General features: G+C 29.3%; 10 protein-coding genes. 7 read left to right on the top strand and 3 right to left on the bottom strand.

The annotated features are described in order from the left end of the window. Nucleotides 1-2: 2 nt before the first annotated feature. The 7 genes from L8X27_RS02015 (at nt 3) to L8X27_RS01985 (ending at nt 8,985) form a co-directional block, all read left to right on the top strand. Nucleotides 3-647 carry an HAD family hydrolase gene (locus L8X27_RS02015; protein ID WP_220566444.1) on the top strand — a complete coding sequence of 215 codons (645 nt, stop codon included), beginning with the start codon at nt 3-5 and terminating at the stop codon, nt 645-647. 117 nt (nt 648-764) lie between these two features. Then, on the top strand, nt 765-4,319 hold the full coding sequence (nifJ, locus tag L8X27_RS02010; protein WP_263671000.1) for a pyruvate:ferredoxin (flavodoxin) oxidoreductase: 3,555 nt from the start codon (nt 765-767) through the stop codon (nt 4,317-4,319). 2 nt (nt 4,320-4,321) lie between these two features. Continuing rightward, nucleotides 4,322-4,645: a hypothetical protein gene (locus L8X27_RS02005; RefSeq protein WP_263670999.1), complete on the top strand. Its 324-nt coding sequence runs from the start codon at nt 4,322-4,324 to the stop codon at nt 4,643-4,645. Continuing rightward, nucleotides 4,617-6,008: a pilus (MSHA type) biogenesis protein MshL gene (gene mshL, locus L8X27_RS02000; RefSeq protein ID WP_263670998.1), complete on the top strand. Its 1,392-nt coding sequence runs from the start codon at nt 4,617-4,619 to the stop codon at nt 6,006-6,008. Before L8X27_RS02005 ends, mshL begins: the two co-directional genes overlap by 29 nt. Then, nucleotides 5,989-6,318, top strand: coding sequence for a CDC27 family protein (locus L8X27_RS01995; RefSeq protein WP_133319381.1), 330 nt, complete (start codon nt 5,989-5,991; stop codon nt 6,316-6,318). The genes mshL and L8X27_RS01995 overlap by 20 nt, the downstream gene beginning before the upstream one ends. Beyond that, on the top strand, nt 6,311-7,828 hold the full coding sequence (locus tag L8X27_RS01990; protein ID WP_263670997.1) for a GspE/PulE family protein: 1,518 nt from the start codon (nt 6,311-6,313) through the stop codon (nt 7,826-7,828). Before L8X27_RS01995 ends, L8X27_RS01990 begins: the two co-directional genes overlap by 8 nt. Then, nucleotides 7,825-8,985, top strand: a complete 1,161-nt coding sequence (locus tag L8X27_RS01985; RefSeq protein WP_263670996.1) for a type II secretion system F family protein — start codon at nt 7,825-7,827, stop codon at nt 8,983-8,985. Before L8X27_RS01990 ends, L8X27_RS01985 begins: the two co-directional genes overlap by 4 nt. Here L8X27_RS01985 and L8X27_RS01980 read toward each other — a convergent pair. From L8X27_RS01980 to flgK, 3 genes are read right to left on the bottom strand one after another with little or no spacing between them, the layout of a single operon-like run. Beyond that, nucleotides 8,982-9,734, bottom strand: coding sequence for a TSUP family transporter (locus tag L8X27_RS01980; protein WP_220566448.1), 753 nt, complete (start codon nt 9,732-9,734; stop codon nt 8,982-8,984). The two genes, L8X27_RS01985 and L8X27_RS01980, sit on opposite strands and share 4 nt — an antisense overlap. Then, nucleotides 9,719-10,468, bottom strand: coding sequence for a TIGR02757 family protein (locus L8X27_RS01975; RefSeq protein WP_133319377.1), 750 nt, complete (start codon nt 10,466-10,468; stop codon nt 9,719-9,721). Before L8X27_RS01975 ends, L8X27_RS01980 begins: the two co-directional genes overlap by 16 nt. Then, on the bottom strand, nt 10,468-12,297 hold the full coding sequence (flgK, locus tag L8X27_RS01970) for a flagellar hook-associated protein FlgK (RefSeq protein ID WP_263659835.1): 1,830 nt from the start codon (nt 12,295-12,297) through the stop codon (nt 10,468-10,470). Before flgK ends, L8X27_RS01975 begins: the two co-directional genes overlap by 1 nt.

Genomic DNA, 12,297 nt, shown 5'->3' with positions numbered 1-12,297 from the left:
CTTTGCTAAAAAAGACAATTTTATTTGATTTAGATGGCACTTTGATAGATTCTACAAGTGCCATTTTAGATGGATTTGATGCTGCTTTTAAAGCTTTTAATGAGCCTTTAAGAGATCATGAAGCTATTAAGGCTTTGATAGGTTTTCCTTTGGATGTAGCTTTTGAAAAGCTTGGTGTGGCAAAAGAGAAAACAAGTGAATATATTAATGCTTATAGAAATGTATATCAAAAAATCTATATAGAACAAACTTCTTTACTTCCTTTGGCAAAAGAAAGTGTATATGAGGCTAGTTTATTTGCTGATTTAGCTGTTGTTACGACTAAAAGTTCTAAATTTTCTAAACCTTTACTTGATCATTTAGGTATAGGAGAGCATTTTAAAGTTATTATAGGTAGAGACGATGTAACTTGTCCAAAGCCAGATGCTGAGCCTATTTTATTAGCTTTGAAGAAACTTTCTAAAAACAAAGAAAATGCTTTTATGGTAGGTGATACTCATTTAGATATAAAAGCTGCTCAAAATGCCAATATTATTCCTGTGGCTGTAAGTAGTGGTTATGAAAGTAAAGAAAGTTTAGCTAAATTTGAAATTCCGCTTTTTAAAAATACCTATGAAGCCATAAAATATATAAGAAATATCCGATAATTTCCCATTTAAACTCTATACCTATAAATAATAAAAAATTTTTATTATTGTTTAAGACAATTAAAGATAAAGTAGTTATTGACTTTAAGTAATTATTTAATTATAAGGATAGATTAAATGAGTAAAATAATGAAAACGATGGATGGTAATGAAGCAGCAGCTTACGCTGCTTATGCATTTACAGAGGTTGCTGGAATTTATCCTATCACTCCAAGCTCTCCTATGGCTGATTATACTGATATATGGGCTTCTCAAGGCAAAAAAAATCTTTTTGGAGTGCCAGTTAAAGTTGTAGAAATGCAAAGTGAAGCAGGTGCAGCAGGGACAGTTCATGGGTCTTTACAAGCAGGTTCTTTAACCACGACTTATACCGCTTCTCAAGGACTTTTGCTAAAAATACCAAATATGTATAAAATTGCAGGTCAACTTTTGCCTGGAGTAATTCATGTGGCAGCTAGAGCTTTAGCATCTCAAGCGCTATCTATTTTTGGAGATCATCAAGATATTTATGCTGCAAGACAAACAGGTTTTGCTATGCTTTGTTCGCATTCTGTGCAAGAAAGTATGGATTTAGCAGGTGTTGCACACCTAGCAGCTATCAAAGGTAGAGTGCCTTTTATGCATTTTTTTGATGGTTTTAGAACCTCTCATGAAATCCAAAAAATTGAAGTAATGGATTATGCACATTTTGATCGCTTATTGGATCGTAAGGCTTTATTGGAATTTAGAAATTCCTGTCTAAATCCAGAAAATCCAAAAACAAGAGGTACGGCTCAAAATGATGATATTTATTTTCAAACAAGAGAGTTGGTAAATAAATATTATGAAGCTGTTCCTGATATTGTTAATGAATATATGCAAGAAATTTCAAAAATTACAGGAAGAGAATACAGACCTTTTGTGTATTATGGGGATAAAAATGCAACGCGTGTTGTTGTAGCAATGGGTTCAGTGACTGAAGCTTTAAAAGAAGTTGTAGATTATTTGAGTAGCAAAGGTGAAAAAGTAGGGGTTTTAAAAGTTCATTTATATAGACCATTTAGTTTAAAATATTTATTTGATGTAATGCCTCAAAGTGTTGAAAAAATTGCTGTTTTAGATAGAACTAAAGAGCCAGGAAGTTTAGGCGAGCCACTTTATTTGGATTTAAAAAGTGCATATTATGGAAAAGAAAAAGCACCTTTAATCGTTGGTGGTAGATATGGACTTTCTTCAAAAGATGTGGATCCTGCTCAGTTAATAGCAGTTTTTGAAAATCTAAATCAAGCAAACCCAAAAGATGGTTTCACCATAGGAATTAATGATGATGTAACCTTTACCTCATTGCCTGTGGGAGAGAAAATTTCTTTGGGTGATGAAAGTACTATAGAGTGTTTATTTTATGGACTTGGTGCCGATGGCACTGTAGGTGCAAATAAAAACTCTATTAAAATTATAGGAGATAAAACAGATTTTTACGCGCAAGCTTATTTTGCTTATGATTCTAAAAAATCAGGTGGTTACACAAGAAGCCATTTAAGATTTTCTAAAAAACCTATTACTTCAACTTATTTAGTTTCTACGCCACATTTCGTAGCATGCTCAGTGGCTGCGTATTTAGAAATTTATGATGTTTTAGCAGGTATTAGAAAAGGAGGAACTTTCCTTTTAAATAGTATTTGGAGTGCGCAAGAAACTATTGAAAAAATTCCAAATGCGGTAAAAAGAGTTTTAGCGCAAAAGGAAATTAATTTTTATATCATTAATGCTACAAAACTTGCTAGAGAGATAGGATTAGGTAGTAGAACAAACACGATTATGCAATCAGCATTTTTCAAACTTGCTAATATCATTCCTTTTGAAGATGCGCAAAAATATATGAAAGAATTAGCTTATAAATCATATAGTAAAAAAGGTGATGCTATAGTTGAAATGAATTATAAAGCTATTGATGTAGGTGCAGATGGACTTGTAAAAGTTGATATTGATCCTTCTTGGGTAAATTTAGCTAATGAAGCAAAAGAAGAAACTATAGCTTATAAAGGTACTGAGTTTGTTGAAAAAATCGCAAAACCTATGAATGCAGCCAAGGGCGATAATTTACCAGTTTCGGCATTTTTGGGCTATGAAGATGGTAGTTTTGAGCATGGTACTACTGAGTATGAAAAAAGAGGCGTTGGTGTTATGGTGCCAAGATGGATAGAAACTAATTGTATTCAGTGTAATCAATGTGCTTCAGTATGCCCTCATGCAGTTATCAGACCTTTCTTGATTGATGAAGAAGAATTAAACAATGCTCCAGCAGGTGTAAAAGAACACAGCTTAAATGCAAAAGGCGTGAAAGAACAAAAATTAAATTTCAAAATTCAAGTTTCGCCGCTTGATTGTACAGGTTGTGAGCTTTGTGTGCATGAGTGTCCTACCAAAGAAAAATCTTTAGTGATGGTACCACTAGGTGAAGAGCTTGATCATGGTGAGCAAGAAAATGCAGATTATTTATTCAAAAAAGTAAGTTATAAAGATAATATTTTAAATAGAGAAAATACCAAAGGCATCCAATTTGCTCAACCTTTATTTGAATTTCATGGAGCATGTCCAGGGTGTGGAGAAACTCCTTATATTACTTTAATTACTAGATTATTTGGTGAAAGAATGATTGTTGCTAATGCAACTGGTTGTAGTTCTATTTATGGCGGCTCAGCTCCTTCAACTCCATATAGAAAAAGCAATAAAAATGGTCATGGACCTGCTTGGGGCAATTCTTTATTTGAAGATAATGCTGAATTTGGTCTTGGTATGAAAATAGCAACTGAAACTACAAGACATAAAATAGAACACATAATGAATGAAAGTATGCAAGAAGTACCTAACGCACTTTCTGCATTATATAAAGAGTGGATTGCAAATAAAGAAGATTCTAAAGTTTCTTTGGAATTAAGAGATAAATTAGTTCCATTGTTAGAAGAAAATAAGCAAATCAAAGCAGTTAATGATATTTTAGAACTTAAAAGCTATTTAAGTAAAAAATCACATTGGATTTTTGGTGGTGATGGCTGGGCTTATGATATAGGTTATGGTGGACTTGATCATGTTTTGGCAAGCGGTGAGAATGTAAATATTTTAGTGCTTGATACTGAAGTGTATTCTAACACAGGCGGTCAGAGCTCAAAATCTTCAAGAACAGGTTCAGTAGCACAGTTTGCTGCAGCAGGCAAGCCAGTACAGAAAAAAGATCTTGGTCAAATTGCTATGACTTATGGTTATATTTTTGTGGCTCAAGTAAATTCTAATGCAAATTATGCACAATTGTTAAAAGCTGTAATGGCGGCAGAAGCTTATGATGGACCTTCTTTGATTATTGCTTATTCTCCTTGTATAGCTCATGGTATTAAAGGTGGACTTGGAAATTCAGGAAATCAAGCAGAGTTAGCTACAAAATGTGGATATTGGCCAACTTATATTTATGATCCGCGTTTAGAAGCTGAAGGTAAAAATCCTTTAACAATTTCTTCAAAAGAACCTGATTGGGATTTATATGAAAGCTTTTTAATGAATGAAGTTCGTTATAATTCTTTGAAAAAATCAAATCCTGAGCAAGCAAAAGAATTATTTGAAAAAAATAAAGCAGAGGCACAACGTCGTTACAGACAGCTTAAGCGTTTAGCAAGTGCTGATTTTAGCAATGAAAATTAATTTTGTTTCGAATTTTTATTCTTGTTTTATGGGTAATTAATGCTTTTGGTGTTAATTATCCATTTTTAAATCAAAATTGTTATGTTGATAATTTAATTTCAATTCAAGATCCTTTTTTTAAAAAGACTACAAATATAAAATCTAATTTTTCTTTGCAAGCTATTGTTTCAAATAAGATTAAGATTAATGATAAGTGGTATGCTTTAAATGATTATATTGATGGTTTTAAAATAGTTGAAATTAGAAATTCTCAAGTTGTATTAAAAAAGGAAGAAAAAATAATGGTTTTAAATTTGTATGAAAAAAATGGTATTTTTATGTATTAATTTTTTGTTTTTTACAAATGTATTTGCCATGCAGTGTAATCAGCATTTTTTTAATATAAGAGTAGAAAACAAAACTTCTTTGCTTGAAATTTTAAATGAACTCGGAAGAGAGTGTGATTTTAGTATTATCATCAAAGATATTTTTGCTCAAGAAAAATTAATGCATGCTCAAAATTATTTACATATAAAGAAAATGTCTTTAAGAGAGATTTTTAAGCTTTTATTGGTGGAAAACAATCTTGCTTATGAATACGATAAAAATGCTTTAAAAATTTATGGAAAACAAGTTAAAACTTTTAAAGTGCATTATATAAGTTCTATTAGAGAAGGACAAAGTATTACTAAAGCTTCAGTGGATTCTAGACCAAAACAAGGAGATTATGATAATTATAAAGAAGTAGATAATTTAGTTATTAGTACTGATAAATTTGATTTTTGGGAGAAAATTTCAGAAGAAATTCAAGCTTTGTTGGATGAAAATACAACTAAACCTATTGTCAATACTAATGCAGGAATTATTACTTTAAATGCAACTCCATATGAACTTGCAAGAGTTGGAAAATATTTAGATGACTTAAATAAAAGACTTAAAAAACAAGTTTTAATTGATGTAAGTATTGTTGCTGTGCATTTAAATAAAAATCATTCAAGTGGAATTAATTGGCAAGAACTTGCTTTTAAACTTAATGGTGATGATAATGATTTTATAATTAATAAAGATGGTGTTAGAAATATTAACTTAAAAGCAAATATTGAAACTAAAGCTATTTTAAATTTATTACAAGAAAATGGTAAAACAACTATACTTTCTAACCCAAAACTTATGGCTTTAAACAATCAGCAAGCTATTATTTCTATAGGCGATACAATAAATTATCAAGTAAAAGAAAGTTCTAAAGGAACAGAAAATGGTACAGTAGTTAGTGAAATATATAATAATTATTCTATTTTTGTAGGAATTTTACTTAATATATTGCCTGAAATTTCAGATGATCATAAAATTATGCTTAGGATTAATCCAAGCTTGAGTGATTTTAAATATAGTTTTGATAATCATAGACAAAGCAAACCAAGAAATATAGCGCCAGATACTATACAAAAAAAGCTTTCTACTGTAGTTGAGGTTGATGATGGACAAACTTTAATTTTAGGCGGATTGATTAGTAAAAATACCATTAATAATCATAATGAAATAAGCATTTTATCTAAAATTCCACTTTTTGGAGCTTTATTTCAAGGAAAACAAAATTATGAAGATATTAGCGAAATAGTTTTTATTATCAAACCAAGTTTAGTAAAAACTAATAATAAAATTTTAAGTTTAAAAGATCTAGGTTTTCAGCATGAAGATGATATGTTTTAAAATCTTAATATGTTTTTCTTTTTTAAATGCTATAGAAATTCAAAACAATAGTTTCGATCAAAACATATTTTATGAAAAATTCATTAATCAACCAAACTATGAAAATGCTTTAAATTTAGCAAAATATTTTTATCAAAATAAAGAATACAAACAAGCAGTTTTTTGGGCTATAGAAGCTAATGATTTTGATTTATTGCAAAAAGAAGCTTGGCTTGTTTTTATTAATGCTAAAATAAAACTCGGAAGATATGAAGATGCTTTAATAGCTAAAAAAGAATACGAAAAGCTTTTGGAGATTTATTTTGAGTGATACACATCAAAAATTAAAAAACTTAAGTGAGTATTCTTTAAAAGAAATTGCTTCTCAATATAAAATGGAATTTTTAAATTTAAATCAAACTTTTGATTTTGAAAAATATCTTCACATTTTGCCTTTTTCTTTAATAGAACAACATGATATTTTTTGTTTTTATGAAGATGATGAAAATATCCATATAGCTTCCTTTAAACCATTGGAAGAGAATGTTTTGGAAAAAATACAAAATTTATATCGTTTTAAAACTATCAAGATTTTTCTTTGTGTTTTTACGCAATTTGAATTTTTGCTAGAAAGGGTTAAATTTTTAATTAAATTTCAAAATCATCTTAATAGATTAGAGCTTAGTTTGAAAAGTGATGAAAATAAAGATGAATTTTTATTAGAGCAGTTTTTGAATTTAATTTTAACTTATGCTTGTTTTTTAAGAGCAAGTGATATCCATTTAGAGCCTTTAGAAAATGAAGTATATATAAGATTTAGAATAGATGGAGAGTTAAAATATATACATAGTTTTGATGCAAAATCATACCAAGCCTTATTGATGCATGTAAAAATTATTGCTTTGCTTAATGTAGCTGAACAAAGACAAGCTCAAGATGGGAGTTTTTCTAAAATCATTTTAGAGCAAAAATATGATTTTAGAGTTTCAATTATGCCTTTATTATTTGGACAAAGCATAGTGTTTAGAATTTTAAAACAAGATGGATATGTTTTAAAACTTGATAAACTTTTTATCAAAGAAGAAAATTTAATTCAGCTGAAAAAACACACGAATGCACCTTATGGTCTGATTTTGTTTTGTGGGCCAACAGGGAGTGGTAAAAGTACTTTTATGCATGCTATTTTAAATGAAATTGAACAAAGTAAAAAAATCATCACCTTAGAAGATCCTATAGAATATAAACTTAAATATGCTCAACAAATTCTTTTAAATTCTAAAGCCGGATTTGATTTTCACAAAGCTTTAAGAGCAGTTTTAAGACACGATCCTGATGTGATTATGATAGGTGAAATTAGAGATGAGGATAGTTTGGATATAGTTTTAAAAGCTTCTTTAAGCGGACATTTAGTTTTAAGTACCCTACACACTAATGGCGCTATAGAAGCTATTTTTAGAATGAAGCATATGGGTGCAAGAGAATACTTAATAGCTCATTCTCTTAATTTAATTATAGCTCAACGATTAGTAAGAAAACTATGTGAATGTAAAGAGCCTAACAAGGAAAAATTTTACTTTCAAAATCAAGTTTTTGAAGGAAAATTTTACAAAGCAAAAGGTTGTGTTGAGTGTATGTATAGTGGATATAAAGGGCGTTTGATGGTAGCTGAATTTTTATTTTTAGATCATAATTTAAAAAATATGATAGAAAATAATGAAAATTATGAAAATATTTCAGCATACGCTTTAAAAAAAGGTTTTTTGACTTTAGGTATGGATGCTTTAGAAAAGGCGAAACTTGGCTTAACAAGTATAGATGAGTTAAGAAAGATTAGTTTTTGAAAAAATTTGTTATTTTTTATGTATTAAATAAAGAGCAAAAACAATATATAATAAGGGCTAGAAATTTATATGAAGCTAGAAATTTTGCGTTAAAGTCATTTGTAAATATTATTAGTGTTGAAGAATATTTCAAACCGATAAAACATAAAATCAAAGAAGAAGAGCTTATTTTCATTCTTAAGGATTTAAATATGATCTTAAAGGCAGGATTAAGCTTACAGGAAGCAATTTTAGAATTTTTAAAATCAAGCTATGAAAAACAAAATATTAAAATTTTTAATACAATTTATAATAAACTCAATAATGGAAGTTCTTATAATGAAGCCTTTAAAGATATTTTAAATTCTAGAGAATGTGCTATTTTAAAAATTTGTGATGGCAGAGAAGATTTACATAAGGCTCTTGATATTATTATTAGTTTAAAAGAAAAAAATCTTCATAGTTTTAAGCAGTTAAAAAAGGCTATAGCTTATCCACTTTTCGTTTTTATGTGTATTATTTTTGCTTTTTTTATTCTTATAACTTTAGTTTTGCCTGAATTTAAAACTTTATTTTTACAACTTGAATTGGATTTGCCAAAAATCACTCAAATTCTTTTTATTATAGCTGATTTTTTTAGTCATTTTTATATGATTATTTTATTAAATATAGGATTTTTTATAATACTTACTTATTCTTTTAGGAAGTCTTTGTTTTTTCATAGAATTCTTTTTTATTCTCCCATTTTTGGAAAAATAATATTTTATCAAGATAAATTTTGTTTTTTCTTAATTTTTTCATATTTATTAAAAGCAGGGGTGGATATAAAAAGAGCTTTTGAACTTGCTTGTGAAGGTATAGAAAATCAATTCTTTAAAAACAAAATGTTTATTATAAAGACTTCATTTGAATCAGGACTTGATTTAGCTCAAGCTTTTTATAACACAAAGCTTTTTGAGCCTTTTGTGATAAGAATGTTAAATTTAGCTTTAAAAAGTTCTAAATTAGATGAAAGTACTTATGAGCTTGCTTTGTTTTATGAATATAAAAAAGAAAATTATACTCAAAAGCTTTTGAGTGTTTTGGAGCCTTTGATGACAATTTTTATGGCGAGTTTGATTTTAGTTTTAGCCTTGGGTGTGTTTTTACCTATGTGGCAAATTAGTCAAGAAATTTAAGCAAGATAATCATAAGCAACCTTAGCTATAGTTAAAGCAACCATAATCAAAAAGAGTTTTTTGATAAAAGTTCCTTGCGTTTTTAAGACTAGTTTTGATCCTATAAAAGCACCTAAAATTTGACCTATACCCATTAAAATACCAACTTTCCAAAGCACCTCATAAGAGTATAAAAATACCCCTAAAGCTACTACATTGCTAGTAAAATTTAAGATTTTAGTATTAATGCTTGCATTTTTCATGCTAAAACCAAGAAATATCACGCAAGCAAAAATCCAAAAAGATCCAGTACCAGGTCCTAAAAAACCATCATAAAAACCAAGTAGCAAGCCAAAGATAATTTGAAAGCTTGTAGTGCTCATTTTAGCTTTATTATGTACATGGCCTAAATCAGGCTTGAAAATAGTGTAAAAAAAGATTAAAACAAGGCAAATTAATACAATAATTTTAACAGCATTTTGATCTATTAGTAAGACTGCATAAGTTCCAATGGCAGCACCAATAGCAGTAAATAAAATTCCCAAGGCTATCTTTTCTATATGCATAGATTTTCTATAAGCTAAAACCGCAGTGAGTGATCCAAAGGTGCTTTGAAGTTTATTAGTAGCTAGGGCTAAATGAGGAGGAATACCACAAGCAAATAAAGCAGGTATGGTAATAAGCCCACCACCACCTACAATCGCATCAACACAACCTGCAAAAGCAGCAACAAAGAATAAAATCACATAATAAGTTAATTCAAGCTCCATAAGCTTTCCTTGTTTTGTCCGATTCTATATAGAGCAAAATCATATTTTATAGGATCAGTAGGATCGAATTTTTTAAGACTTTGCGTAAGTTCTAAAACACTTTTAAAATCATAAATCTTACGCTTTAAAAGCTTAAGTTTTAATGAAACTTTATGAGTATGAGTGTCTAAGGGTATGAGTAAATCTTTTTTGTCTATATTTTTAAACAAACCTAAATCTAATTCATCTTTTCTTACCATCCACCTAAGATACATATTATATCTTTTTAAAGGACCTTTTGGAATGTTAAATTCTTTTGAAAAGAAAAATTCATAACCATAACTTTTATAAGGATTAAGCTTGTAAATTGTTTCTATGAAAGCTTTTATTGCTTGTGTTATGTTTTGCTCTTTTTGATAAGTTTTGGTAAAAATATTTTCTATACTATCTTCATTTTTTAAGCGCTTGAGTGTGATAAAAATTTGAGCTATATCTTGAGAGTTTTGAAAGCGGTATTTTAGATTTTTACATTCTTTTTTAATAATCTCATCGCTTTTCTCAAGCAAGGAAAAATCAAGTTTATTTAAAAAATTTACAATATTTTTAGCATTCCCATAGGCAAATAAAGCACAAAGCAAGGCTATATTTTCATCTTTATAAACACTTGCAATTTGCAAAGGATCAGGATGAGAAAAAAGCTCTTTTTGAGTGTTTTTGCTTAAAATTGCTTCATCTAAAAGAGCTTTAATTTGCATTAAGATTTTAAACCAAGCAAGGTTTCAAGCATTTGATCAACGGTAGTTACGATTTTAGCTGCAGCGCCATAACTTGCTTGATATTGTATGAGTGCTGCTAATTCTTCATTGGTATTTACACCACTTTTTGATTGGTATTCTGCATAAGCTGTATTAAATACCGTCATATTAGTCGCATGCGCAAAGCCATTGCTTTCAGCATCTGAAGCAATTTGGCCTGTAAATTTTCTATAATATCCATCTAAAGTCATAGTATCTACTGTACCATCTTTATTATAAAAATTTACTTTTTGATTTTGAAGTTGCAACATAGCATTAGCTACATCGTTATTTCCATCAACTCCGTTTGAACTAGCTTTTAAGCTATTTGGATCATTTCTAATGCTTGAATTTACATTAATGCTACTTGCATCTTGACCATTGAAAAATGAAGATACATTTAAAGCGCCTGGGAAATTTGTGCCATTGTCCTTAAAAGCTATTTTATAACCTTTTTTTAAGCCATTGATTTGGAAATTTCCACTATCACTTTTTCCATCATAATGATAAAAGGCTTGAAAATAATCATTTAAATCATTACCGCTAACACCATCTTTATTATCATCAACATCTGCATTGATTTGTTTAATAACATCTTCTATAGTGGTATTGACATCTATTTTTATAGTTCTAGTAGCTACTGCATTACCTTTTTCATCATAAACTGTGATGTCAAAGCTTCCTGCTTGGATGTTTTTATCATAACTCATTAAAGAAGTATCAGATTTTAAACCTTTTAAATCATCTGAATTTACTTTATCGGTTGCTGCTTGAGCATAGACATTATTAGTTTGGGTTATGAGTGTTTTTGTAAAGGTATTGAGCATATCTTTATACTCTTGTAATTTTCCATCGCTGTAAGTATCATGATTGCCATCATAATTTCTACCTCTAAGATCAAGTTGAGCACCAAGCTGCCCACCTGAAATTTTGCTTGTTAAATCATAGCGGTTTTCATCATTTACTTCATAATAAATTTGATAAAAACCATTAGGGTTGTTATTATCTAATTTTAAAGGGTGAAAGCTAGAGCCATTTACTATACTAAAACCTTGAATACTTAAATCATAGTATCTTCCAGAATCAGTCATAGTAGATTCTAAAGTACTATCTTGAGAGCTTGTTCCTTTCCAAGCAACAGCATTAACTAACTTTGAAAGTCTAAGTTCGAGCTCATCTCTTTTATCTCTTAGTTGATTTGCATTGTCGGTAGGTAAAACTTCTTCATTTTCAAGTTGTTTATTAATATTTGCAATTTCTTGACCAATGTTATTAATCTCATCTACGGTTTGTTGAATTTGCTCATTAACGGTTTGTTGCATTTTGCTAAGATCTTGTAATGTTTTTTGTATGTTTTGAGCTAATGTGTTTGCACTATTAACAAGATCTATTTTACTTGCTCCATCGCTTGGGTTAGAAGCAAAGTTATTCCACGCATCATAGTAATTTTTATAATCTTGTAAAATACCAGTTCCTTGCATATCAGGAAATCTTTGACTTGCTTCTTGTAAAATTTGTCCTAAATAATTTGTATAGTTTTGTTGAGTAGTGGCGTTTTTTAGCTCATAATAAGAATGCTCATCATGCAATCTTTTAATAGTATCAATTTGCGTACCTGTTCCTAGGTGTAAGCCACCTCTATCAAGAGACATACCTGAACTTTGCACCGCTCTTTGTCTAGTATAAAATACTGCATTTGCATTAGAGATATTGTTACCTGTAGTATTGATTTGAAGTTCAGCAGCTCTTATACCACTAACCCCTGTATATAAACTATCAAAAATTCCCAT

It is taken from the genome of Campylobacter sp. CNRCH_2015_1657, assembly GCF_025772685.1.
Taxonomy (GTDB): Bacteria; Campylobacterota; Campylobacteria; order Campylobacterales; family Campylobacteraceae; genus Campylobacter_D; species Campylobacter_D lari_D.
This window is presented reverse-complemented; position numbering and strand designations above follow the sequence as displayed.

Bases quoted from the DNA above. Each gene is read 5' to 3' on its own strand.
- nifJ (WP_263671000.1), top strand. From the start codon at position 765: ATGAGTAAAATAATGAAAACGATGGATGGTAATGAAGCAGCAGCTTAC.
- mshL (WP_263670998.1), top strand. From the start codon at position 4,617: ATGAAAAAAATGGTATTTTTATGTATTAATTTTTTGTTTTTTACAAAT.
- L8X27_RS01995 (WP_133319381.1), top strand. From the start codon at position 5,989: ATGAAGATGATATGTTTTAAAATCTTAATATGTTTTTCTTTTTTAAAT.
- L8X27_RS01980 (WP_220566448.1), bottom strand. From the start codon at position 9,734: ATGGAGCTTGAATTAACTTATTATGTGATTTTATTCTTTGTTGCTGCT.
- L8X27_RS01975 (WP_133319377.1), bottom strand. From the start codon at position 10,468: ATGCAAATTAAAGCTCTTTTAGATGAAGCAATTTTAAGCAAAAACACT.
- flgK (WP_263659835.1), bottom strand. From the start codon at position 12,297: ATGGGAATTTTTGATAGTTTATATACAGGGGTTAGTGGTATAAGAGCT.